Origin of the sequence: Agreia bicolorata (assembly GCF_000938265.1) — a bacterium.
Lineage (GTDB): Bacteria > Actinomycetota > Actinomycetes > Actinomycetales > Microbacteriaceae > Agreia > Agreia bicolorata.
Window position 1 is genome coordinate 415696 of the sequence record NZ_JYFC01000002.1, and the last position, 24357, is coordinate 440052.

The 24357-nt window shown below is 65.7% G+C and carries 25 protein-coding genes; 22 read left to right on the forward strand and 3 right to left on the reverse strand.

What is annotated here, in order from left to right; translation table 11 throughout:
- The first annotated feature begins 142 nt into the window (after window positions 1-142).
- The 14 genes from ftsH to cls all read left to right on the forward strand — a co-directional run bounded on the left by ftsH (window position 143) and on the right by cls (window position 12411).
- The gene (gene ftsH / locus TZ00_RS05425; protein WP_044439837.1) at window positions 143-2155 is read left to right on the forward strand and encodes an ATP-dependent zinc metalloprotease FtsH; all 2013 of its coding nucleotides are present in this window, start codon (window positions 143-145) and stop codon (window positions 2153-2155) included.
- A gap of 13 nt (window positions 2156-2168) precedes the next feature.
- Window positions 2169-2744 (forward strand): GTP cyclohydrolase I, encoded by a 576-nt coding sequence (gene folE / locus TZ00_RS05430; protein ID WP_044439839.1) that lies wholly within the window; start codon window positions 2169-2171, stop codon window positions 2742-2744.
- A 125-nt stretch (window positions 2745-2869) separates the two neighbouring features.
- Window positions 2870-3661: a dihydropteroate synthase gene (gene folP, locus TZ00_RS05435; protein ID WP_044440373.1), complete on the forward strand. Its 792-nt coding sequence runs from the start codon at window positions 2870-2872 to the stop codon at window positions 3659-3661.
- Window positions 3658-4083, forward strand: a complete 426-nt coding sequence (folB, locus tag TZ00_RS05440) for a dihydroneopterin aldolase (protein ID WP_044439840.1) — start codon at window positions 3658-3660, stop codon at window positions 4081-4083. Before folP ends, folB begins: the two co-directional genes overlap by 4 nt.
- A complete protein-coding gene (folK, locus tag TZ00_RS05445) occupies window positions 4080-4601 on the forward strand; it encodes a 2-amino-4-hydroxy-6-hydroxymethyldihydropteridine diphosphokinase (protein ID WP_044439842.1) in 522 nt (173 codons plus the stop codon). The genes folB and folK overlap by 4 nt, the downstream gene beginning before the upstream one ends.
- Complete coding sequence (locus TZ00_RS05450) at window positions 4598-5053, forward strand: DUF3180 domain-containing protein (protein ID WP_044439844.1); 456 nt, start codon at window positions 4598-4600, stop codon at window positions 5051-5053. The genes folK and TZ00_RS05450 overlap by 4 nt, the downstream gene beginning before the upstream one ends.
- Before the next feature lies 1 nt (window position 5054).
- A complete protein-coding gene (locus TZ00_RS05455; RefSeq protein ID WP_174436063.1) occupies window positions 5055-5561 on the forward strand; it encodes a PH domain-containing protein in 507 nt (168 codons plus the stop codon).
- Complete coding sequence (locus TZ00_RS05460; RefSeq protein WP_044439846.1) at window positions 5558-7105, forward strand: PH domain-containing protein; 1548 nt, start codon at window positions 5558-5560, stop codon at window positions 7103-7105. Before TZ00_RS05455 ends, TZ00_RS05460 begins: the two co-directional genes overlap by 4 nt.
- A complete protein-coding gene (locus TZ00_RS05465) occupies window positions 7102-7830 on the forward strand; it encodes a Rossmann-like and DUF2520 domain-containing protein (RefSeq protein WP_044439848.1) in 729 nt (242 codons plus the stop codon). Before TZ00_RS05460 ends, TZ00_RS05465 begins: the two co-directional genes overlap by 4 nt.
- Window positions 7831-7920: 90 nt before the next feature.
- Entirely contained in the window at window positions 7921-8805 is an 885-nt protein-coding gene (gene panC, locus TZ00_RS05470; protein WP_044439850.1) for a pantoate--beta-alanine ligase, read from the forward strand.
- Window positions 8806-8895: 90 nt separating this feature from the next.
- Window positions 8896-10407: a lysine--tRNA ligase gene (gene lysS, locus TZ00_RS05475; protein WP_044439852.1), complete on the forward strand. Its 1512-nt coding sequence runs from the start codon at window positions 8896-8898 to the stop codon at window positions 10405-10407.
- A gap of 27 nt (window positions 10408-10434) precedes the next feature.
- Window positions 10435-10596, forward strand: a complete 162-nt coding sequence (locus TZ00_RS19920; RefSeq protein ID WP_161793734.1) for a hypothetical protein — start codon at window positions 10435-10437, stop codon at window positions 10594-10596.
- A gap of 54 nt (window positions 10597-10650) precedes the next feature.
- Window positions 10651-10860, forward strand: a complete 210-nt coding sequence (locus tag TZ00_RS05480) for a hypothetical protein (protein WP_044439854.1) — start codon at window positions 10651-10653, stop codon at window positions 10858-10860.
- Between the two features lie 78 nt (window positions 10861-10938).
- Window positions 10939-12411, forward strand: a complete 1473-nt coding sequence (gene cls / locus TZ00_RS05485) for a cardiolipin synthase (protein ID WP_044439856.1) — start codon at window positions 10939-10941, stop codon at window positions 12409-12411.
- Between the two features lies 1 nt (window position 12412).
- Here cls and TZ00_RS05490 read toward each other — a convergent pair whose 3' ends face one another.
- Window positions 12413-13438, reverse strand: coding sequence for a pirin family protein (locus TZ00_RS05490; RefSeq protein ID WP_044439857.1), 1026 nt, complete (start codon window positions 13436-13438; stop codon window positions 12413-12415).
- A 111-nt stretch (window positions 13439-13549) separates the two neighbouring features.
- Here TZ00_RS05490 and TZ00_RS05495 point away from each other — a divergent pair, with 111 nt between their 5' ends.
- Window positions 13550-13918 carry a DUF5684 domain-containing protein gene (locus TZ00_RS05495; RefSeq protein ID WP_044439859.1) on the forward strand — a complete coding sequence of 123 codons (369 nt, stop codon included), beginning with the start codon at window positions 13550-13552 and terminating at the stop codon, window positions 13916-13918.
- 69 nt (window positions 13919-13987) lie between these two features.
- Here TZ00_RS05495 and TZ00_RS05500 read toward each other — a convergent pair whose 3' ends face one another.
- Window positions 13988-14881: an SDR family oxidoreductase gene (locus TZ00_RS05500; protein ID WP_044439861.1), complete on the reverse strand. Its 894-nt coding sequence runs from the start codon at window positions 14879-14881 to the stop codon at window positions 13988-13990.
- A gap of 164 nt (window positions 14882-15045) precedes the next feature.
- Window positions 15046-16047 (reverse strand): hypothetical protein, encoded by a 1002-nt coding sequence (locus TZ00_RS05505; RefSeq protein WP_044439862.1) that lies wholly within the window; start codon window positions 16045-16047, stop codon window positions 15046-15048.
- A 221-nt stretch (window positions 16048-16268) separates the two neighbouring features.
- Here TZ00_RS05505 and TZ00_RS05510 point away from each other — a divergent pair, with 221 nt between their 5' ends.
- The 7 genes from TZ00_RS05510 to TZ00_RS05545 all read left to right on the forward strand — a co-directional run bounded on the left by TZ00_RS05510 (window position 16269) and on the right by TZ00_RS05545 (window position 24345).
- Window positions 16269-18797 (forward strand): ATP-dependent Clp protease ATP-binding subunit, encoded by a 2529-nt coding sequence (locus tag TZ00_RS05510; protein WP_044440375.1) that lies wholly within the window; start codon window positions 16269-16271, stop codon window positions 18795-18797.
- Window positions 18798-18979: 182 nt separating this feature from the next.
- The gene (gene pnuC / locus TZ00_RS05515; RefSeq protein WP_044439863.1) at window positions 18980-19672 is read left to right on the forward strand and encodes a nicotinamide riboside transporter PnuC; all 693 of its coding nucleotides are present in this window, start codon (window positions 18980-18982) and stop codon (window positions 19670-19672) included.
- 248 nt (window positions 19673-19920) lie between these two features.
- Window positions 19921-20451 carry an amino-acid N-acetyltransferase gene (locus TZ00_RS05525; RefSeq protein ID WP_044439869.1) on the forward strand — a complete coding sequence of 177 codons (531 nt, stop codon included), beginning with the start codon at window positions 19921-19923 and terminating at the stop codon, window positions 20449-20451.
- Window positions 20452-20485: 34 nt separating this feature from the next.
- A complete protein-coding gene (locus tag TZ00_RS05530) occupies window positions 20486-20971 on the forward strand; it encodes an 8-oxo-dGTP diphosphatase (RefSeq protein ID WP_044439870.1) in 486 nt (161 codons plus the stop codon).
- Window positions 20972-21058: 87 nt separating this feature from the next.
- Window positions 21059-22330, forward strand: coding sequence for a helix-turn-helix domain-containing protein (locus TZ00_RS05535; RefSeq protein ID WP_052521315.1), 1272 nt, complete (start codon window positions 21059-21061; stop codon window positions 22328-22330).
- A gap of 88 nt (window positions 22331-22418) precedes the next feature.
- Window positions 22419-23942, forward strand: coding sequence for an acetaldehyde dehydrogenase ExaC (gene exaC, locus TZ00_RS05540; RefSeq protein ID WP_044439871.1), 1524 nt, complete (start codon window positions 22419-22421; stop codon window positions 23940-23942).
- A 19-nt stretch (window positions 23943-23961) separates the two neighbouring features.
- Complete coding sequence (locus tag TZ00_RS05545) at window positions 23962-24345, forward strand: DUF779 domain-containing protein (RefSeq protein WP_044439873.1); 384 nt, start codon at window positions 23962-23964, stop codon at window positions 24343-24345.
- Window positions 24346-24357 lie beyond the last annotated feature (12 nt).

Below are 24357 nucleotides of genomic sequence, written 5' to 3' on the forward strand. Positions count from 1 at the left end.
TCCGCAACTCAGTGAGATGGAAGTCGCAAAGTGCCCGTTACGCCCACGGGGAACATGCAGTCGGTGTGCAGGCCCGCACCGTTACCCTTTCGATTACACGACGCTGTACATCAACACATCCCTCTCGACATGATGAAGAGACATGAACGCTAAAAAGATCGTCCGATCTCCCATTCCGTACATCCTGCTCGGCGCGATCGCGCTCTGGATCGGCTTCAGCCTCATCACGGGTGGCGGCTACAAGCAGATCGATACGCAGGAGGGCCTGCAGCTGCTGAAAGACGGCAAGGTCTCCTCCGCCACCATCATCGATGGCGAGCAGAGGGTCGACCTCACGCTGGCGAAGGCCGACAAGGAGTACGGCACGCAGGTGCAGTTCTACTACGTCACGCCCCGTGGCACCGAGGTCATCGACGCGGTCAACGACGCCGCGCCTGCCAAGGGCTACAACGACGAGGTACCGCAGACAAACTGGTTCCTGTCACTCATCGGCATCCTGCTTCCTGTTCTGCTCATCGGTGCCTTCTTCTGGCTCATGCTCTCGGGCATGCAGGGCGGCGGCTCCAAGGTCATGCAGTTCGGCAAATCGAAGGCCAAGCTGGTCTCCAAGGAGTCTCCGAAGGTCACCTTCGACGACGTCGCCGGCAGCGATGAGGCGCTCGAAGAGCTCGAAGAGATCAAAGACTTCTTGAAAGAGCCGGCGAAGTTCCTGGCCGTCGGCGCCCGCATCCCGAAGGGCGTGTTGCTGTACGGCCCTCCCGGAACCGGTAAGACCCTGCTCGCCCGGGCCGTCGCCGGTGAGGCGGGAGTTCCGTTCTACTCCATCTCCGGTTCCGACTTCGTCGAGATGTTCGTGGGTGTCGGTGCGAGCCGTGTTCGCGACCTGTTCCAGCAGGCTAAAGAGAACTCGCCGGCCATCATCTTCATCGATGAGATCGATGCAGTGGGACGCCACCGCGGCGCAGGAATGGGCGGCGGCCACGACGAGCGCGAGCAGACGCTCAACCAGCTGCTCGTCGAGATGGACGGGTTCGACGTCAAGACGAACGTCATCTTGATCGCGGCGACGAACCGCCCCGACATCCTCGACCCCGCGCTGCTGCGCCCGGGCCGCTTCGACCGCCAGATCGGTGTCGACGCCCCGGATCTGCAGGGCCGCAAGAAGATTCTGGAGGTGCACGGCAAGGGCAAGCCGCTCGCTGCCGGTGTCGACCTCGAGGTCGTCGCCCGCAAAACTCCCGGCTTCACCGGTGCCGACCTTGCCAATGTGCTCAACGAGGCCGCGCTGCTCACGGCCCGCTCCAACGCTCAGCTCATCGACAACCGTGCCCTCGACGAGGCCATCGACCGCGTCATCGCAGGTCCGCAGCGACGCACACGCATCATGCGCGATCACGAGAAGCTGGTCACGGCCTACCACGAGGGCGGTCACGCCCTGGTGGCCACGGCCATGAACAACACCGACCCGGTCACGAAGATCACGATCCTTCCCCGCGGTCGTGCTCTCGGCTACACGATGGTTCTGCCGCTCGAAGACCGCTACTCGGTCTCGCGCAACGAACTGCTCGACCAGCTCGCCTATGCCATGGGCGGTCGCGTCGCAGAAGAGGTCGTCTTCCATGACCCGACCACCGGCGCATCGAACGACATCGAGAAGGCCACGGCAACGGCCCGCAAGATGGTCACCGAGTTCGGAATGTCCGCCGACATCGGCGCGGTCAAGCTGGGCGCGGCCTCCGGTGAGATGTTCCTCGGCCGCAACATGGGCCACGAGCGCGATTACTCCGACCGCATCGCCGAGAAGGTCGACGATGAGGTGCGCCAGCTGATCGAGGCTGCTCACGACGAGGCCTGGAGCGTTCTCAATGAGAACCGTGACATTCTCGACCGCCTCGCGCTCGAGCTGCTCGAGCACGAGACGCTCGATCACGACCAGCTCGCCGTGATCTTCAAAGACGTCAAGAAGCTCACCCCGCGCCCGCAGTGGCTCTCGAGCGACAAGCGTCCGGTCTCGCAGCTTCCGCCGGTCGCCTTCCCCACCCCGAAGGCCCCGGTCGATGCGGGTGCTGTCGACGGGGGAGTGCAGTCCGACCCCGAGCCGGAGCAGAAGCCCAAGCGTTCGCCGCAGGCTCCGCCCCGACCCGCGACTGCCTAACCCAAGCGCACACGTGACAGCATTCGACCGGGCCCGCGTCGAGGCGGCCGTGCACGAGATCCTCATCGCCATCGGCGAAGATCCCGAGCGTGGCGGCCTCGAGCGGACACCGGCCCGAGTCGCCGACGCCTACGAAGAATTCTTCTCGGGGCTGGGTGTCGACCCGGCCTCGGTGCTCGGCGACACGTTCGCAGTTCCGGATGGCGCCGCGGCCGAGCCCGTGCTCGTGCGCGGAATCGAGTTTCGCTCGGTGTGCGAGCATCACCTGCTTCCATTCACAGGAGTGGCCCACGTGGCCTACATTCCCTCGAATCGTCTCATCGGCCTCGGGCGCATCGCCTCGGTGGTCGACGCGCTGGCGTCGAGGCCCCAGCTGCAGGAACGGCTCGGAGATGAGATCGCGTCGGCGATCGAGAGTGGCGTCGATGCCCGCGGGGTGCTCGTCGTTCTCGACGCGCAGCACGATTGCGTCAGAACACGAGGGCCTCGGCAGACGCGCAGTTCGACCGTGACCGTCTCTAGTCGCGGTACGCTGTCGCAGCCCGCCGAGCGCGCGGAGCTGATGAGTCTGATCGGAGCCACGACGTGAGAACCAGCGACGCGAGCGGCACCGAACGGAGCACCCACGGCGACCGGCCCGCGTCCGTTCGTCGCCGCATCCGGTCATCGACGACGGCGCCCGGCGTGCCACTCTCGGGCGAGCGCACGCTCATCATGGGAATCCTTAATGTGACCCCCGACTCGTTCAGCGATGGCGGACGGTGGAACACTCTCGACGCGGCTCTTGAGCACGCGGCCGAGCTGACCGCGCAGGGTGCCGACCTCATCGACATCGGCGGTGAGTCCACACGCCCGGGTGCCGAGCGAGTGTCTGTGGCCGAAGAACAGCGCCGTGTGTTGCCGCTCGTACGCGAACTCGCGCGCGGCGGTATCGCGGTGAGCGTCGACACGATGAATGCGGCAACAGCCCTCGCAGCAGCGCACGCGGGCGCGGCCGTCATAAACGACGTCTCCGGCGGACTCGCAGACCCCGACATGACTCGTGTCGCGATCGAGACGGGCCTGCCTTTCGTCGTGATGCACTGGCGCGGGCACAGTGCCGAGATGGCAGCCAAGGCAAGCTACGCCGACGTCGTCTCCGATGTGCGACGCGAGCTCGAATTCCGGGTCGCAGAGCTCATCGTGCGCGGCGTCGATCCGTCCAAGATCATCGTCGATCCAGGCATCGGGTTCTCTAAGAACGCCGAGCACAACTGGGCTCTTCTGGGTCACTACGGCGAGCTCGCCTCGCTCGGTCTTCCTGTGCTTGTGGCCGCATCGCGCAAGGGGTTCCTCGCGCCGCTCATCGCCGAGGGTGCCGCTCCGGATGCGCGGGATGCGCCGTCGGCCGTGATCGCAGCGATCGCGGCCTCGCAGGGCGCGTGGGCCGTGCGCGTGCACAACGTGGCCGAGACGCGCGCCGCCCTCGACGTCGCCGACGCCTGGCGAAGGGGAGCCCGATCATGACCGACCGCGCCGTGCCGATCGACGAGCTCGACACCCTCACCCTTACTGGGCTCGAGGTGTTCGCCCACCATGGGGTCTTCGACTTCGAACGCGCCGATGGCCAGACCTTCCTCCTCGACCTCACCGTATGGCTCGACACTGCCGATGCCGCAGCGGGCGACGATCTGGCTCAGACCCTCCATTACGGCGAACTCGCCACCGAGGTGGCCGAGGCCGCGGCTGCCGAGCCGGTCGACCTGATCGAGACGCTCGCCGAGCGAATCGCCACGCTCGTGCTCGCGCATCCGGTCGCGCAGCGCGTGAGTGTCACGGTGCACAAACCCGACGCGCCCATCCCGGTGCCGTTCGCCGACGTCTCGATCACGATCGTGCGGCCCCGCGCAGCCACGCACGCCGCCGCACGCCGGACGGGGGCGCTATGAATGCCCCGCGACTCGTCGGCACCCGCGCCGTGATCGCCTTCGGAAGCAACCTCGGCAATCGCGGCGACACCATCAACGACGCCATGGCCGAGATCTCGGCGCTGCCCGGTGTCGTGATGATCGGAGAGTCGAGCCTCTACGAGACGGTGGCCGTGAAGTTGCACGGCATCGATCTCGATGCGCCCGCCTACCTCAACGCTGCCGCGATCGTCGAGACCACACTGACACCGCACGCCCTGCTCGCCGCGCTCAACGAGATCGAGCTGCGGCACGGACGGGTGCGCGAGGAGCGCTGGGGTGACCGCACACTCGACATCGACGTCATCACCTATGGCTCGCTCGAACTGAGCGACGAGACTCTCACGCTGCCCCACCCACGAGCCTGGCAGCGCGATTTCGTGCTCGCGCCGTGGCTCGAGCTCGATGCGGATGCGACGATTCCAGGCCGTGGCCGGGTCGATCTGCTGCTCGCCTCGACCGATGACACGGCACGCAGAACCCGATCGGAGTCGATGTGAAGCGCACCACCCCGTTCCCCGTGATCGCCCTCGCACTGGGAGGCGCCGTCGTCGGTTTCCTCCTGCAGATAGGCCTGGCTTCTGGCGGCAGGCCCATTCTTGTTCCGCCCGTGACTCTGCCGATCACTCTGGCCGCGGCCGGGGCTCTTGTGCTGGCCTTCGCGATTCCCGTCTACCGTGCCATCCGCGGACCGGTTCGGCGTGAGGTCAACCCGTTCCGGGCCATGCGCGTGGTGGTGCTCGCCAAGGCGTCGAGCCTGGTCGGCAGCCTGGTGGCGGGTTTCGGCCTCGGAAGCACGATCTACGTGCTCTCCCGGGCGATCGTTCCCGAGGTCTCGTCGCTCTGGCTCTCGATCGCCAGTGCCGCCGGCGGGGTTGTACTGCTGGTGGCCGGCCTCGTCGCCGAACAGCTCTGCGCACTGCCGCCCGATGACTTCACTCCGGAGACCTGACATGTCCGACCCCACGCCCGTGACGAAGCGCGTCGAGATCGGCGGCGACTGGCGCCCGGTGAGTCCCAAGTACATCGGCGTCGAACTCGTGGGCGTCGCCCTCTTCGGAGTCATGGCCATCGGCGCCACTCTCGTCTTCTCGCTCACCAGGTGGTTCGCACAGCCGCTGGGATGGATCCTGGTGGCTGCGGCCCTCGTGGTGACGCTCGTGATGTTCGTCGTCGCCCCTCGACGGGTGCGCTCGATCGGCTATCAGCTTCGCGACGATGACCTGCTCTTCCGCCGCGGCATCATGTTCCATCGCGTCGTCTCCGTGCCGTACGGCCGTATGCAGCTCATCGACATCAACCGGGGGCCGGTAGCCCGCTTCCTCGGCCTCGCCGAGCTGCGTTTTGTCACGGCAGCGGCAGCGACCGGCGTCACCATCCCCGGGCTCGCAGACGCCGATGCCGACTCGCTGCGCGATGCCCTCGTGTCGCTCGCCGAGACACGTCGGGCAGGGCTGTGACCGAGTCCACCCCTCCGCCGCTGCCCGGCGGTGGCGACTGGCTGCGCCTGCATCCGGCGACTCCGCTTCTCAAGGGAGGCATCGCTCTCATCGCCGTGATCGGCTTCGTTCTCGCCAATGTGCGAGAGAGACTCCTCGAGATGTTCGTCGGCGGCCCCGACAGCGGCGACCTGTTAGAGGAACTCAACCGGCGAGGCCACCTAGGCTGGGCGATCGGCATCGTGCTCGGCGGCCTGCTTCTCGGCGTCGTGGCCTTCTACCTCTCGTGGCGCATGCACACCTACCGCATCAATGACGAGGCCGTCGAGGTGCGCAGCGGCATCCTGTTCCGCACCCATCGCCAGGCCCGACTCGATCGCATCCAGGGCATCGCCATCACCCGGCCGTTCATCGCGCGCCTGTTCGGTGCGGCTCGACTCGAGTTGAGCGTCGCGGGGCAAGACGCGAAGGTTCAGCTCGCCTATCTGCGCTCGGGCGATGTCGACAGGCTGCGCCACGACATCCTGCTTCTGGCCTCGGCCAGGCGCGCAGAAGAGGCCGCGGGCACCCCGGCGCCGGATGCTTCGGGCTCGGCCGGCATCATCGGCCGGCGGGTCACGGAATTGCTGGCCCCTGAGCTCGACCCCTCCGAGGCCCCACCGGAATCCGTGGTGCGCATTTCGCCGCTGCGGCTCGCGGGATCGCTCCTCGCGAGTGGCGCCACCGTGTTCGCGATCGCCGGCATCGTGGCACTCAGTGTGCTGGCTGCGAGCGGCCGCGAGCTTGGTTTCGTGTTTCTCATTGTGCCCGCGATCCTCGGCAGTGCCGGATACTTTGCACGCAAGGTCACACGATCCCTGAGGTTCTCCATCGCCTCGACGCCCGATGGTGTTCGCGTCGGCTACGGGCTTCTGACCATATCGAACGACACGCTCCCACCCGGGCGAATTCACGCCATCGAGGTCTATCAACCGCTGCTGTGGCGACCATTCGGCTGGTGGGCCATTCGAATCAACAGGGCGGGCCACGCGTCAAGCGGGTCGGGCAGCCAGCCGGCGACGACCATGCTGCCTGTCGGTACTCGCGCCGACGTCGACAAGGTGCTCAGCCTGGTGCTTCCTGGTCTGGCAAGCGCTGATACTCGGCATCTGATCCTGGCCGGCATGGTCTCGTCGGGCCCGACCCCCGGCTTCGCGGTCGACTTCATTCCCGCTCCGCGGCGCGGCCGGTGGCTGCGTCCGTTCTCGTGGCGGCGCACGGGTTACGCCCTCGCGGGCGACACGGTTCTGTTGCGCAAGGGTCTCGTGTGGCGACAGCTCGTCGCGGTGCCGGCGGCACGCATCCAGAGCCTTCGCATCGAGCAGGGCCCGCTCGAGCGCGCCCTCGATCTCTGCTCTCTGACTCTCGACACAGTCGCCGGGCCCGTCTCTGCAACCCTGTCTGTTCTCGACCGAGCAGGTTCGATCACCGCGTTCGACGCCATCAGCCGAGCGGCGACGATGGCCGGCGCCCTCGAAGACGGATCGCGCGACCCTCAGCCGCTACGACCGGAGAATGATCGATGAATCCTGCAGAACGAAGCGGACGGCTCGGAATCGGCATTGTCGGCGCCGGGCGCGTCGGCCCTATTCTGGGCGCGGCGCTCGCGGGAGCGGGTCACGCACTGGTGGGCGTCGCCGCGATCTCCGAGGAGAGCCGCGAGCGAGCCGACGCCCTCCTTCCGGGGGTGCCGATTCTCGAAATCCCGCAGCTAATCGAACGCAGCGAGCTGGTCATTCTTGCCGTTCCCCAGTCGGAACTGGCGACTCTGGTTCAAGGGCTCGCGGATACCGGCACCTGGCAGGCGGGCCAGCTGGTGATGCACACGGCGCCGGGGCTCGGCGTGGGAGTTCTCGCTCCGGCGCTCGCGCAGGGCGCGATCCCGCTGGCGGTGCATCCGGCCATGCAGTTCACGGGGTCGAGCGTCGACATCGCGCGGCTCGTCGGCACGTGGTTCGCGGTCACGGCGCCCGGCCCTGTGCTTCCGATCGGCCAGGCACTGGTCGTCGAGATGGGAGGCGAACCGGTGGTGGTGGCGGAGAAGGATCGGGAGGCGTATGCCGAAGCCATCGAGACGGCCACGACCTTCTCGAGCGCCATCGTCGATCAGGCGACGAGCCTGCTGTCGGCCATCGGCGTTCCTGCGCCAGGACTGGTTCTGGGCCCCCTCGTGCGATCGGCGGTCGAGAACGCGCTGCACCGCGCGCGCGGCGACGACACGGGAGCCCATTTCGACTCGATCGGCGGTTGAGCAGCGGGATCTCGGGTCTCGGCGAGGCACTAGCATCGAGGGTGGCGGCGAGCGGAACCTGCGCCCGTCGTCACGATTAAGGAGTCCTCAGTGACCGAAGTAGCCGATTCGATCGCGGGCGTTCGAACCCTGATCAGCGAGGCCAAGAAGGCTCTGGTAGCCGAGGGCATCGCCTCTCCAACGGTCTCACTCGTTCCCACCATGGGGGCGCTGCACAACGGTCATCTCGCCCTCGTCAACGAGGCCCGCCAGCGGGGGCACATCGTCGTGGTCTCGATCTTCGTCAACCCCACCCAGTTCTCGGCGTCGGAAGATCTGCAGCGATATCCGCGCGATCTGGAGTCAGACCGGGCGATCCTCGATGGCTCGGCCAGCGACGGTGACCGCTCCGTCATCGTGTTCGCACCCTCGGTCGATGAGATGTATCCGAACGGCCCAACGCAGACCACGGTTACCGCGGGTCGGGCGGGGTCGACCCTCGAAGGCCGGAGTCGAGCCGGACACTTCGACGGTGTACTCACCGTGGTGGCGAAGCTGCTCAACATCGTGGCGCCCGACACCGTCTTCTTCGGCCGCAAAGACGCTCAGCAGGCGTTCCTCGTGGGCCGCATGATTGCCGATCTCGACTTCGCGACGACCCTCGAGGTCGTCGACACCGTGCGCGAGCACGACGGCCTGGCGCTCTCGAGCCGCAACCGCTTTCTCGACGACAAGGAGCGCCGCGCATCCCTCGTGCTGTCGCACATGCTCGAGGCCGCCGAATCCGCCGCCGACAGGGGAATCGACACGGTCATCGCGGCAGCCCAGTCCGTTGCGATGGGGGAGCCCCTCGTTCAGGTGGACTACCTCGCCGTCGTCGATCCGGGCACATTCGTTCCCGTCGACGATGACTATCGGGGCAGGGCCATCGTGCTCGTCGCGGCGCGAGTGGGGTCGACCCGGCTCATCGACAACGAGACCATCTACCTGGGCTGAGTTGCCACGCGGTGCGCACCGACCATGCCGCCCGGCGGCGCCGGGCGCACCCGGTAAACTCTTGTGCGACCCGAGGAGAGATTCGCCCGCATGAGTGACGCACCCAACGACCACGAGCTGACCGACGACGAGCAGCGGGCCGAGGTCGCGGAACAGAAGCTCGTGCGTCTGGCCAAGCGCGACCGACTCATCGCATCCGGAGCCGAGGCCTACCCGGTGTCGGTGCCCATCACGACGACGATCCCCGCGGTGCGCGAGAAGTACGGCGCGCTCGTCGCCGATGATACGACCGGCGACATCGTCGGGGTCGCGGGCCGCGTCGTCTTCGCCCGCAACACCGGCAAGCTCTGCTTCGCGTCGCTGCAGGCCGGCGACGGCAGCCGTATCCAGGCCATGGTGTCGCTCGCTCAGGTCGGCGAGGAGTCGCTGGCCGAGTGGAAGGAACTGGTCGACCTCGGAGACCACGTCTTTGTCTCGGGCGAGGTGATTTCGAGTCGTCGCGGCGAACTCTCGATCATGGTCGCCGACTGGCAGATCGCCTCGAAGGCTCTGCTGCCGCTGCCCAATCTGCACTCCGAACTCAGCGAAGAGACTCGCGTGCGCAGCCGCTACCTCGACCTGATCGTTCGCGACCAGGCCCGCGAGGTCGTGCGCACGAGGGCCAAGGCCGTCGCCTCTCTGCGCCAGACGTTCGCCGAGCGTGACTACATCGAGGTCGAGACCCCGATGCTGCAGACCATGCACGGCGGGGCGAGCGCGCGGCCCTTCGCCACGCACAGCAATGCGTTCGACACCGAGCTGTTCCTGCGCATCGCGCCCGAACTCTTCCTGAAGCGCGCCGTCGTGGGCGGCATCGACCGCGTCTTCGAGATCAACCGCAACTTCCGCAACGAGGGTGCTGACTCCACGCACTCGCCCGAGTTCGCGATGCTCGAGTCGTATGAGGCCTACGGCGACTACAACACCATGGCCGACCTCACCCAGACCCTGATCCAGAACGCCGCCCTCGCGGTGGCCGGATCGCACGTCGTGACGTGGGCCGACGGCACCGAGTTCGACCTCGGCGGCCAGTGGGACCGCATCAGCATGTACGACTCGTTGTCGGATGCGGCCGGAGTCGCCATCTCGCCCGAGACGCCCGTCGGCGAACTGCAGGCGCTCGCCGATCGCGAGGGCGTCGAGGTTCACCTGCCGAACCACGGCAAGCTCGTCGAGGAGCTGTGGGAGCACTTCGTGAAGTCCGGCCTGACGCGGCCGACGTTCGTCATGGACTTCCCGCTCGAGACGAGCCCGCTGACCCGCGCGCACCGCTCGATCCCCGGAGTGGTCGAGAAGTGGGACCTGTACATCAACGGCTTCGAGCTCGCGACCGCCTATTCAGAGCTCGTCGACCCTGTTATCCAGCGGGAGCGTTTCATCGCGCAGGCCAAGCAGGGGGCTGCCGGAGATGTGGAGGCCATGCGCCTCGACGAGGAGTTCCTGCGGGCTCTCGAGTTCGGTATGCCGCCCTCCGGTGGCCTCGGGATGGGCATTGACCGGCTGCTGATGGCCCTCACCGGCCTCGGTATCCGCGAGACGATCCTCTTTCCCCTGGTCAAGTAGAGTCCCTGGTCAAGTAGGGTCGGCTTCATGAGCTTTTTCGGCGGAAACAAGAACCCTCTCGACGACGAGGGCAAGAAGAAGGACGGGCGCGTCAGCAACGCCCGACTCCTGGTATGGATCGTGGTCACTGCCGTCGCGCTCTATCTCACCGGCACCGGCGTCTACGGAATCATCACCAAGAGCAGTTGAGTAGCCAGACCCGGTCGGGCTTCTCCTCGGCAGTGGCTGCTAAACTCGCCGATCATGGATGACTTTCTCGCCGGGCTGGGCGCCCTCGCCCCCACTGTGCTCGTCGGACTCGTCTTCTGGCTCGTGATGTTCGTCATTCTCCGTGCCGACAAGCACGAGCGCCGCGCCTTCTCGAAGATCGAAGCAGAAGAACGCGCCAAGCTCGCCGCGTCGAACGCTGCCTCTGAAGACGCTCGAGTCGACGCCGCACCGCCCCGCATCTGAGCGGCGCATTCGGCGGCGCCTGACAGCCGTCCCGACACGCTACGGTTGTCGTCGGGGCAGTAGTCGAGGGGAGCCTGCATGTTCGGGATCAATGCAGCGGGCTGGGTTCTCATCTTCGGCGTGCTCATCGATTTTCTCGTGCGCGTCACCGCGATCATCGTGGTTCCCCGCAACAGGCGGCCGGCCACGGCAGTCGCCTGGCTCATGGCCATCTTCTTTCTGCCCTACGTCGGTGTGCTCACCTTCCTGCTCATCGGCAGCTACAAGCTGCCCAAGAAGAGGCGTGACAAGCAGCAGGCGATCAACCAGTTCATTCTCGAGACCACAGAGGGCATCGACCTCGTCACAAAGAATCACGCCTGGCCGCCGTGGCTCGAATCGGTGGTCGAGCTCAACCGCAACCTCGGAGCCATGCCGCTCGTCGGCGGCAACAACGCCAGCCTTATCGGCGACTACGCCCTGTCGATCGAGGCGATGGCGGCCGACGTGGCCAAGGCCCGGCGCTACGTTCACGTCGAGTTCTACATCATGTCGTACGACACCGCCTCCGAGGTGTTCTTCGAGGCTCTCGGGGCGGCGGTGAAGCGTGGCGTCACCGTGCGTGTGCTGCTCGACCACATCGCATCCATCAGATCGCCGCACCACCGCAGAACGGTCAAGAAGCTCACCGAGCTCGGCGTGCAGTGGTCGTTTATGCTGCCCGTGCAGCCCCTGCGCGGCAAGTACCAGCGCCCCGACCTGCGCAACCACCGCAAGCTGCTCATCATCGACGGCAAGATCGGGTACATGGGGTCGCAGAACATGATCGACCGCAGCTACAACAAGCGCGGCAACGTTCGCCGAGGCCTGCAGTGGCAAGACCTGATGACCCGGCTCGACGGCCCGATCGTCGCCGGTCTCAACGCCATCTTCATCACCGACTGGTACAGCGAGACCAACGAGCTGCTGATGCGAGAGACCGACCCGATCACTCCCGACGTCATCGAGGAGGCACCCGACTCGCTCGACTGCCAGGTGGTGCCCTCGGGCCCGGGATTCGAGGGCGAGAACAATCTCAGGCTGTTCCTCGCGCTTCTCTACTACGCGCAGACACGCATCATCGTCACGAGTCCGTACTTCGTTCCCGACGAGGCGATGCTCTACGCCATCACCACCGCTACGCAGCGCGGCGTCGAGGTCGAACTCTTCGTGTCGGAGATCGGCGATCAGGGCCTCGTCTATCACGCCCAGCGCTCATACTACGAAGCCCTGCTGCGCGCGGGAGTGCGCATCTATATGTACCAGGCGCCCTACATTCTGCATGCCAAGCACTTCACGATCGACGACGACGTGGCGGTCATCGGATCGAGCAACATGGACATGCGATCGTTCAGCCTCAATATGGAGGTCTCGCTCATGGTGCGCGGCCGATCGTTCGTCTCCGAGATGCGCGAGATCGAAGACGGCTATAGAAAGGTCAGCCGTGAGCTCACCCTCGAAGACTGGCTCACTCAGCCCCTGCGCTCCACGATCCTCGACAACCTGGCCAGGCTCACCAGCGCACTGCAATAGCTCAGCGTCGACGCGGCAGAAGTCGTACGGTCGGCAGTTCGGGTGCGGGCAGGGGAGAGCCCGTGTACCCGTGGCCATCTCGGGTGCCGGGGTCGCCGTGCGTGCTGATGAAGCGCGGCGCCCGCGCATCCACCTCGCCTGAGCCGATCGCCTCGGCCTGCCAGGCCGTGCGGTACGCGACGATCTCCTCGTGGGTGCGCCCCACGAAGTTCCACCACATCACGATCTGCTCGCCGAACGGCTCGCCGCCGATCAGAATCAGCCTGGCGTCATCGTCGCCCGACTCGATGGTCAGGGTGGATGCGCCCGTCTCGACGAACGCGAGTTCGGTTCGGGCGACGGGCGTGCCGTTGACGGTGACGGATGCTCTGTCGACCAGGATGCCGTGCTCGTCGCGCGGATCGACCGCGAGCTCGATGCGGGTGCGACTCGGCACGTCGATCTGAGCGGCGAGGATACGAGTGAATGTCTTGGCGGTGGCGGATACCCCGGCGACGGAGCCGAGGAAGACGGTGATCGTGGCGTTGCCGAGCGTTGCGGCGACGGCGGTGTGGCTCTCGAAGAACGGCTCCACCTCGCGGGCCGCATCAGGCAAGGCCAGCCATAGTTGCACACCGCGGAGGATGGTCGTGTTTTCGGTCGACACCTCGGAATGGCTGATGCCTCGCCCCGCAGTCATGAGGTTCAGCTCGCCCGGCCGCACGAAGGCGTGGCTGCCCACACTGTCGCGATGCTCGATCTCGCCGTCGAACAGCCAGCTCACCGTCTGCAGCCCCGTGTGCGGATGGGGCGGCACCACCATGCCCGTGCCCGTGCGCACGTCGGTAGGGCCGTAGTGGTCGACGAAGCACCAGGCGCCGATCATGCTCCGCTCCCGGCTCGGCAGCGTGCGGTGCACGGTCATTGCCCGGGGCCCGCCGAGTGGCACCTCGCGCGGTGCCAGGATCGTGGTTCGGCCCGTATCGATGGAGGGCCTGTCGTCATCACCGATCACCACTTCGTGCGGCTGCTTCTCGAGGTTCGACACAGCCCTTAGCTTAGACGCGACATTTTCTCGCTCGACAGGTCGTTCGCTGCTAACGTATAGGCGCCGCCGGGGGTTCGGGCGGCATCAGGCGACGATCCTCTGGGGGACACAATGGAGTACTCATACGAATATCAGGCTGACCCGGTCACCACGACGCTCAGCATCGTTCTCGCGGTCATTGCGATCGCCGGACTCTGGGCCACGTTTATCAAGGCCGACCGTCACGGATGGGCTGCCATCATCCCGATCTACAACATCTACACCCTTGTGAAGGTGGCCGGTCGCCCGGGCTGGTGGACGATCCTGTTCTTCATCCCGATCGTCAACATCGTGATTCACATCATCGTGGCGCTCGACGTTGCCAAGCGCTTCGGTAAGAGCGGCGTCTTCGGCTTCTTCCTTCTGTTCCTGCTGGGCTTCATCGGTTACCCGATCATCGGCTTCGGAAAGGCGCAGTACAACGGCGCACAGGCCGCGTAGCAGGTGCCCTCGACAGGCTCAGAAGACAGCGTTGTCTCCTGAGCCTCTCGAAGGGCATGCCGGTCGACGCTACGGCGTCGGCATGCCGCCGTTCACGTGGAGAGTCTCGCCGACGACGTAGCTGGATTCGTTCGACGCGAGAAACACGTACGCCGGCGCGAGTTCGGCCGGCTGACCCCAGCGGCCGAGTGCTGTTTGCTCTCCGACGCTCGGCAGCTTCTCGGGCGGCTGTCCACCGGCCGTCTGCAGGGGCGTCCAGATAGGGCCGGGCGCGACCACGTTGACTCGGATGCCCTTCGGGGCCAGCTGCTGGGACAGGCCCTTGGAGAAGGTGTTGATCGATGCCTTGGTCGTGGCATAGTCCACCAGCATCTCGCTCGGAGCGTAGGCCTGGATCGACGACGTGTTGATGATGGCCGAGCCCGGCTTGAGATGGGGTAGCGCGGCCTTCGTGATCCAGAACATCGCGTAGACGTTTGTCGTGAATGTCTCGTCGAACTGCTCGTCCGAGATCTCGGCGAGGGTCTCCCGGAACTGCTGCTTGCCCGCGTTGTTCACGAGGATGTCGAGACCGCCCAGACCGTCGACCGCCCGACCTACGAGGTCGCGGCAGAACGCCGGATCGACAATGTCACCGGGGATGGCAACAGCGGTGCGACCCTCGGCTTCGATGAGTCCGACGATGCGCTTCGCGTCCTCCTCCTCTTCAGGGAGATATGAGATGGCCACATCGGCACCCTCTCGTGCGTAGGCGATCGCTACAGCTGCTCCGATGCCGGAGTCGCCTCCGGTGACGAGGGCTTTGCGGCCGGAGAGGCGGCCCGTTCCACGGTACGTCTTCTCGCCGTGGTCTGCCTTGTCTTCGAGCTTCGTGTCGAGGCCTGCGCCCTCCTGATACTGCGCTTCTGTGTCGATGTCGGCGTACATCGTCGTGGGGTCCTGGAGTGTGTACTGATCAGTCATTCATCCAGGCTAGGCACCGCGGGAGAAGCCTCCGAGGGTGGTTGCGCTATTGCGGGTGAGCGTGTTTCACTCCGTTCCACCATCGATCGAGTGCAACGACAAAGGCCGGGCATCGAATCGCCCGAGAGCGATTGGATGCCCGGCCTTCGGCCGGAGTAGGAACGTCAGTCGACCGAGGCCTCGCGGCGGCGGAGGACGCCGGTGATCGCGAACGCCATGCCGCCGAGCACCAGAGTGCCGAGAGCGATCAGACCGAACGGAACAGCGTCGGCCGAACCGGTGTTGGCGAGAACCGGGGCGGGCGGTGCCGTGTCCACAGCCGGCGTCGTGACCGGCGGCGCGGTGACTCCGCCGTCGAGCTCGATGCCGGTGATCACACGACCGAACGAATCGAACGACACCAGGGTGTGCGGGTCGGTGGTGAAGGCGGCCGGAACGGTGAACGCGAAGGAGCCCGCCGTAATACTCGAGGTTCCGATGAGGGTCGGCGCGCTGTAGCCGTAGTTCGAGACGTCGATACCGTCGATGACCTCACCCGTGGTGATGTTGGTGATTCCCGAGAAGCTCAGGTCGAAGGGCGTGCCTGCGATGTATGTGGAGGGAGAGAAGCTGTAGACGGCAATCGGAACAAGTGTGTCGAGCTCTTCGGAGTCTGGCGCTGCGACTGTGGGGGCCTCGCCCACCAACTGGAGCTGCCCGCCGGTGTATTCGAACGTGACCTCTTTGCCGCGCCAGATGGCCGCCGTGGCCGGCTCCGGTGCGCTGAAAGCAACGATGTTCGAGTTCGACTCGGTATCGGATGCCGACGAATCAGGCGAGTCGCTGGGGATCGGGTCGGACCCGCCCGAGCTGCGGGTCGGGTAGCCCACGAAGTCGACGGTGACGGGACCGGCGAAGTTCTGGAACGACGCGACGCCCTCGTCGTCGGTCACGGCGGTGGCCGTGTTGTACTGGTCTTCGAGCCCTGGCACCTCCGAGGTGACCTCGATCAGGAAGCCCGGGTCGAAGTCGGTTTCGATGTCGATGGTTCCTGAGTTGGCGGCGAAGGTCGGGTCGATGGGTTCGGCGACGGCGCCCGTGGCGCCGAAGCTCACGCCGAGTGCGACGAGCGCAAAAGCCGAGGCGCCGGCGATGCCGGCGCGTGCGGAAAGGACGGATTTCTTCATGTGATGTAGCCCCCGGTGGTTCATGATGCGGCGGCCAGACGGCGGCCAATAGAGCAACTGTGGCGGTAATTGCCAGCTGACGTCAAGCTTCGGCCGCAGATTCTGTGGCATGGATCGAGTCGAGGTCACGCCTAGGGCGAACAGAGCAGTATTCGACCTCGGCGCTGATTAGCATCAGTACATCGAGCGCCATCCCTGCCCTGGTGTTCAAGGAGACAGACATGTTTGAGAGATTTACCGACCGAGCTCGCCGCGTCGTCGTTTTGGCCCAAGAAGAGGCCAAGATGCTCAACCACAACTACATCGGCACCGAGCACATCTTGCTCGGGCTCATCCACGAGGGGGAGGGCGTCGCTGCTAAGGCACTCGAGTCGCTCAACATCTCCCTCGACGCGGTTCGCGAGCAGGTTCAAGACATCATCGGCCAGGGTCAGCAGCAGCCCACCGGTCACATCCCATTCACCCCTCGTGCCAAGAAGGTGCTCGAGCTCTCGTTGCGCGAGGCTCTGCAGCTGGGTCACAACTACATCGGCACCGAGCACATCCTGCTCGGACTCATCCGCGAGGGCGAGGGCGTCGCAGCCCAGGTTCTCGTGAAGCTCGGCGCAGACCTCAACCGGGTGCGTCAGCAGGTCATCCAGCTCCTCTCTGGCTACCAGGGCAAGGAGCAGGTCGCCGTTGGCGGAAACGACGCCACTCCCGACAAGGGTTCGCAGGTGCTCGACCAGTTCGGACGCAACCTCACCCAGGCAGCGCGCGACAACAAGCTCGACCCGGTGATCGGGCGCGAGAAAGAGATCGAGCGGGTCATGCAGATCCTGTCGCGCCGGTCGAAGAACAACCCCGTTCTGATCGGTGAGCCGGGCGTCGGCAAGACCGCCGTCGTCGAGGGCCTCGCCCAGGCCATCGTCAAGGGCGATGTTCCGGAGACGCTGAAAGACAAGCAGCTCTACTCGCTCGACCTGGGCTCGCTCATCGCCGGAAGCCGTTACCGCGGTGACTTCGAGGAGCGCCTGAAGAAGGTCACCAAAGAGATCCGCACCCGTGGCGACATCATCGTCTTCATCGACGAGATCCACACGCTCGTCGGTGCAGGCGCCGCCGAGGGCGCCATCGATGCCGCGTCGATCCTCAAGCCGCTGCTGGCTCGCGGCGAGCTGCAGACGATCGGTGCGACCACGCTCGACGAGTACCGCAAGCACTTCGAGAAAGACGCTGCCCTCGAGCGCCGCTTCCAGCCCATTCAGGTCGCCGAGCCTTCGTTGGCGCACACGATCAATATCCTCAAGGGGCTGCGCGACAAGTACGAGGCCTTCCACAAGGTTTCGATCACCGACGGCGCCATCGTCTCAGCGGCCAACCTCGCCGACCGCTACGTGGCCGACCGCTTCCTGCCAGACAAGGCGATCGACCTGATCGACGAGGCCGGTGCGCGACTGCGCCTCTCGATTCTGTCGGCGCCACCCGAGCTGCGCGAGTTCGACGAGCGTATCGCCGGTGTGCGCGGCCAGAAAGAGGCCGCGATCGAAGACCAGGACTTCGAGAAGGCGGCAAGCCTGCGCGACGAGGAGAAGAACCTCCTCGGCGAGCGACTGCGCCTCGAGAAGCAGTGGAAGTCGGGTGATGTCAAGACATCCGGCATCGTCGACGAGGGTCTCATCGCCGAGGTACTGGCCCAGGCCACCGGCATTCCGGTCTTCAAGCTCACCGAAGAGGAGTCTTCGCGACTCGTCTTTATGGAGCGTGCCCTGCACCAGCGGGTCATCGGCCAGGAGCAGGCCATCGAGGCGCTCTCGCGCACGATTCGCCGCACGCGTGCCGGTCTCAAAGACCCGAAGCGCCCGTCGGGCTCGTTCATCTTCGCCGGCCCCACGGGTGTCGGAAAGACCGAGCTCGCCAAGGCGCTCGCCGAGTTCCTGTTCGACGACGAAGACGCGCTGATCTCCCTCGACATGTCGGAGTACGGCGAGAAGCACACGGTCTCGCGACTGTTCGGTGCCCCTCCCGGATTCGTCGGTTTCGAAGAGGGCGGACAGCTCACCGAGAAGGTGCGCCGCAAGCCGTTCAGCGTCGTGCTGTTCGATGAGATCGAGAAGGCTCACCCCGACATCTTCAACTCGCTCCTCCAGATTCTGGAAGAGGGACGTCTGACCGATGGCCAGGGCCGCGTCGTCGACTTCAAGAACACCGTCATCATCATGACCACGAACCTCGGCACGAAGGGAATCTCCGGAGCGCCTATCGGGTTCCAGAGCGAGAACAACGTCGAGACCACGTATGAGCGTATGAAGGCGAAGGTGAACGAGGAACTGAAGCGTCACTTCAAGCCCGAGTTCCTCAACCGCGTCGACGACACCATCGTGTTCCCGCAGTTGTCGAAGGGCGAGCTGCTGCAGATCGTCGATCTGTTCATCAAGCGTCTGCGCGACCGTCTGCTCGACCGCGATCTGTCGATCGAACTCACGCAGGCCGCCAAGGAGCGCCTCATCGAGGTCGGCTTCGATCCCACGCTGGGAGCTCGCCCTCTTCGCCGCGCCATCCAGAACGAGGTCGAAGACCGTCTCTCCGAGCGCATCCTGCACGGAGAGCTGAACGCGGGCGACCACGTGCACGTCGACTTCGTGGGAACGGAGTTCGTGTTCACCACGAGCCGCCGCCCGGGTGTTGACGACGAGTTGGCGCCTGTCGGCGAGATCGCGGCGTCTTCCGCTGCGGCCGCCGCATCCACCGGCCCCACCGACGCACTGTAAGAGCCAGCCGCAACGAACGCGAATGCCGCGTTCCGACACCGAACTCCGGTGTCGGAACGCGGCATTCGTCGTTTTAGGCCGAGCGTGTCATCGTCTCTACACTGGTGCCGTCTGCAGGGAATGACACGAACCCCTCTTGCGTTGTGTCGCTGTGGCCTGATGGCCGAGAAAGAAGGGGCGTCGTGGACGTACTGAACTGGCTCTTCAACGCCCAGCTGCACATCGGCGACCAGACGATCCTGTGGCGTGAGGTTCTCGGCAACGTGTTCGGGCTGCTCAGCGCGCTCGGCGGCATGCGACGCAAGGTCTGGGCGTGGCCGATCGGCATCATGGGCAACGCGCTATTGTTCACCGTGTTCCTCGGCGCCGTCTTCGGCACCCCCAACCCGGTGAACCTTCTGGGGCAGGCCGGTCGACAGGTGATGTTCATCGTCGTGTCGATCTACGGCTGGGTGCGATGGCAGCAGGCGAAGCACGACGGCGGGTCGGCGGTGAGCCCGCAGTGGGCCGGATGGAAGAACAGGATCTGGCTCGTGGTCGCCCTCGTGGGCGGCACGGCGATCGTGACGCCGGTGTTCCAGCTGCTCGGTTCGTACGAGCCCGTCTGGGCCGATGCCTGGATCTTCGTGGGCTCTCTTCTCGCCACCTACGGCATGGCCAAGGGCTGGGTGGAGTTCTGGTTGATCTGGGTGGCCGTCGATGTGGTCGGCGTGCCTCTTCTCGTCTCGGCCGGTTATTACGCCTCTGCCTTCATGTACATCTTCTACGGAGCGTTCACGATCGTGGGCTTCATCGTCTGGGCGCGCGTTCGCCGGGGCGAGAGACTCACGATCGAGACGCGTTTTCCCGACCCGACGGTGCGCACCGATTTGTGATCGGCGACGGATCAATGCGCGAAGAGGGCATACAGCCTGGTCCGCACACGGGGATAGCGAGAAGGATCATCAGAGAGCTGGGCATGAAGAAGATCATCAGAAAGCTGGGCGACCGACGAGCGTCGAACATCGAACGACGCGTCACGCCGCGCGAACTCGAGTTGCTCGGACGTCTTCTCTCAGCCGAGCCGAAGGCCTGACGGCGTCGCATGCGCATGGAGATGCTGAACTGGCAATAAGCTGGTTCGATGCCCGAAGTGACAAAGCCCGCCCCCACCTTCACGGTGCGGCGCGCGCAGACGAGTGATGTGCCGTGGATCAAGGAGCTCGTGGAGCCCCTCGTTCAGCGACGAATCCTCTTGGGCAAAGAGCTCGTTGTGTTCTACGAGGCGGTGCAGGAGTTCTACATCGCGCTCGACGATGAGGGCAACCGCATCGGCTGCGGCGCCCTGCATGTGTTCTGGGACGACCTCGGCGAGGTTCGCACTCTCGCTGTGGCAGACGCGTGGCTCGGCAAGGGAGTGGGCCACGCTCTGCTCGAAGCGGTGGAGCTCGAGGCGCGCCGTCTCGGCCTCACGAGATTGTTCTGCCTCACCTTCGAGGTCGGCTTCTTCGAGCGCAACGGCTTCAAGGCCTCACCGCTCGGTCTCGTCGATCCCGAGGTCTACTCCGAGCTGGTTCGCTCACCCGACGACGGTGTCGCCGAGTTCCTCGACCTCGCGCGGGTCAAGCAGAACACCCTCGGCAATACCCGGATGCTCAAGCACCTCACCTCGTAACATGCCGAACATGTGCGGCGGGTAGCCTGCTGCAATGTCTCCATACCAGGTCTGCGTGTGCTTCATCACTCGGCGTAACGAGCGCGGAACACGGCAGGTATTGCTCGGTCGCAAGAAGACCGGGTTGGGACTCGGCAACATCGTCGGCCTCGGCGGAAAGATCGAGCCGGGCGAGACTCCCCTCGAGGCGATCGTGCGCGAGATCGAAGAGGAGTCGAGCCTGATCGTCGATCCTGCGGCCGTGAACGAGATGGGCTTCATTCGCTACGCGTTTCCGCACCGCGAGAACTGGAGCCAGGACTCGACGGTCTTCGTCGTCGACGCGTTCTCGGGCACCCCGATGGAATCAGACGAGGTGGTTCCCGCCTGGTACGACGTTGCAGACCTGCCCCTCGACGGCATGTGGGACGACGCCAAGTACTGGCTGCCCCAGGTGCTCGCCGGCGAGACCGTGCACGCGAGCTTCACCTTCGGCGAAGACCTGAAGACTGTCTCCGAGTCGTCGTTCGACCCCGCGTAGGCACCGAAACGAGTATCCTCGACAGTACGGTCGGATGCTCGCGGTCCGGCCGCATGCTCCGTTCGATCAGCGTTGATTGGCACCTCTATGACGAGTCCGTGGCTCGCGCAGCCTCAGGTTGCGCTGGCAGCTCCCCGACCTCTGGTGCGCGCCTCCTGGAACCGTGCCCTCGAACGACACCTCGATCCTGAGCTGCTGCTTGCCTCGCTCGAAGTCGCCGAAGACGAACTGAGTGACTACCGACTCGCGCATCCGCTCGCCTCGGTGCTGCCGGTTATCCGCCGTCTGCTCGTGCGAGACGCCGACGACGATTCCGGCATGCTCGTGGCAGTGGGGGATGCGATGGGCCGCCTCCTGTGGGTCGATGGCGACCGTGCGCTGCGGCGTCGAGCCGAGGGCATGCTGTTCGTCGAAGGCGCGGGGTGGGCGGAAAGCCGCGTGGGCACGTCGGCCCCCGGAACCGCGCTCGAACTCGATCATGCGGTGCAGATCTCGGGAGGCGAGCACTTCAATCGCCTCGCGCACGAGTGGAGCTGCACCGCGGTTCCGGTTCATGACCCGGAGACCCGGCGCATCCTGGGCATGATCGACATCACCGGCGGGCGCGAGGCGGTCGATCCGCATACCCTTCCGCTGATGGAGGCGACGGCCGCGGCCGTGGAGTCGGAGCTGATGGTGCAACGGCTGCGGGCCCAGCGCGACCGCATCGGGGTCGTGGGCCGATCCGCCCGCCGGCCATCGGCATCCGGAGCCACCGGCGTAGCGCGGGCGGATCGAGCGGTTCTGCGCGTGCTCGGCCGCGACACGGGAGAGCTGACGGGCGGCGGAGAGCCCGTGGAACTGAGCGCTCGGCACACCGAGCTGCTGACACTGCTGGCCTGGCATCGCCAGGGGCTGACGGCAGGGCAGCTCGCCGAACTCGTCTACACCGAGGGCGAGTCGGCCGTGACGCTGCGCGCCGAGATGGTGCGGCTGCGCAAGGTTCTCGAGCGAGCCCACGTCGATCTCGGTTTGGAGTCGCGGCCCTACCGGCTCACAAAAGCCCTCGAACTGGATGCGCAGCACGTCATCGCCCTTCTCGATCGCGGCGCGCACAGGGTCGCCCTCGCCACGGCGACGGGTGCGGTACTTCCGGGATCGACGGCGCCCGGTATCGAGGCGGTGCGCGACGAGGTGCGGGCCCGGCTGCGGGAGTCCGTGCTCACCGACGCCTCGGTCGATGTGCTCCACGAGTACGCCCGCACCGCCGACGCCGTCGAGGACGCCGAGGTGTGGGCGGCGCTGCTCAGGCTGTTGCCGCCGCGGTCGCCGCGCCGGGCCGGCATCGTCGCCCATCTCGAGGCGCTGGCCGCATCCTGAGTTGCAACGGTCTGCAACGTCGCCGGGCGTAGCGTCGAAGGAGTCTGAACCACAGAGATCCGACAACGACGTCGAAAGGCACACACGCATGACTGTCTACGCGAACCCCGGAACTGACGGGGCCGTCTTCACCTACAAGCCGCGCTATGACCACTTCATCGGCGGCGAATACGTTGCACCGGTCAAGGGTCAATACTTCGAAAACCCGACGCCCGTCACGGGTCAGAACTTCACGGAGATCGCCCGCGGCACGGCCGAGGACATCGACCGGGCGGTCGACGCCGGCTGGAAGGCGTTCGACGCCTGGGGCAAGACTTCGGTGGCCGAACGCGCGGTGATCCTGAACAAGATCGCCGACCGCATGGAGGAAAATCTCGAGCTGCTCGCGGTGGCCGAGACCTGGGAGAACGGCAAGCCCGTCAGAGAGACGCTGAACGCCGATATCCCCCTGGCTATCGACCACTTCCGCTACTTCGCCGGCGCCATCCGCGCGCAGGAGGGCGGCATCTCCGAACTCAACAACGACACGGTGGCGTACCACTTCCACGAGCCACTGGGCGTGGTTGGCCAGATCATTCCGTGGAACTTCCCGATTCTCATGGCCGTGTGGAAGCTCGCCCCAGCGCTCGCGGCAGGAAACTGCATCGTGCTGAAACCGGCCGAGCAGACGCCCGCGTCGATCCACGTCTGGATGGACCTGATCAAGGATCTGCTGCCCGCCGGTGTGCTGAACATCGTCAACGGCTTCGGCATCGAGGCCGGCGCACCGCTGGCTTCGCACCCGCGCATCCGCAAGATCGCGTTCACGGGTGAGACGACCACCGGCCGGCTCATCATGCAGTACGCCAGCGAGAACCTCATTCCCGTGACCCTCGAGCTCGGCGGCAAAAGCCCGAACGTGTTCTTCGCCGACGTGGCCGACGAGAAGGACTCGTTCTACGACTCGGCGCTCGAGGGCTTCACCTTCTTCGCGCTGAACCAGGGCGAGGTCTGCACCTGCCCGTCGCGCGCTCTGGTGGATGCGTCGATCTACGACGGCTTCGTCGGCGATGCTCTTGAGCGGGTCAAGCTGGTGAAGCAGGGGAACCCGCTCGACACGGACACGATGATCGGCGCGCAGGCGTCGAACGACCAGCTCGAGAAGATCCTCAGCTACATGGACATCGGCAAGCAGGAGGGCGCGAAGCTGCTGATCGGCGGCGAGCGCAGTGATCTCGGCGGCGAGCTCTCGGGCGGCTACTACGTGCAGCCGACCGTGTTCGAGGGCACCAACTCGATGCGCATCTTCCAGGAGGAGATCTTCGGGCCCGTGCTCGCACTGACGAAGTTCAACGGCTACGACGAGGCCATCGAGATCGCGAACGACACGCTCTACGGCCTCGGCGCCGGGGTGTGGAGCCGCAGCGGAACCCAGCTGTATCGCGCGGGCCGTGCCATCCAGGCCGGGCGTGTGTGGTCGAACACCTACCACCAGTACCCGGCGCACGCGGCCTTCGGCGGCTACAAGCAGTCGGGCATCGGGCGCGAGAACCACCGCATGATGCTCGACCACTACCAGCAGACCAAGAACCTGCTGGTGAGCTACGCGAACAAGGCGCAGGGATTCTTCTGATGCCCTGCTCGATCGGCTCATGAGCCCCCGGGTGGAAGTGACGAGTGCCGCAGCGGACATGCTGCGGCACCTCGCCGAGCAGCACGGGCCGCTGATGTTCCACCAGTCGGGCGGGTGCTGCGACGGCTCGTCGCCCATGTGCTATCCGGTGGGTATGTTCCGCACGGGCGGCTCCGACGTGCTGCTGCAGACGCTCGAGATCGACGGCCTCGCCCCCATCGAGTTCTACATGTCGGCCAGCCAGTTCGAGTACTGGAAGTACACGCACCTCACCGTCGACCTCGTCGATGGACGGGGCAGCGGCTTCTCTGTGGAGGCTCCCGAGGGCAAGCGCTTTATGATCCGCTCGCGTCTGCTGACCGACGGCGAGCTCGAGGAGTACGGGGTGGAGGCGCGGGCGTAGCCTTCCGGGCGG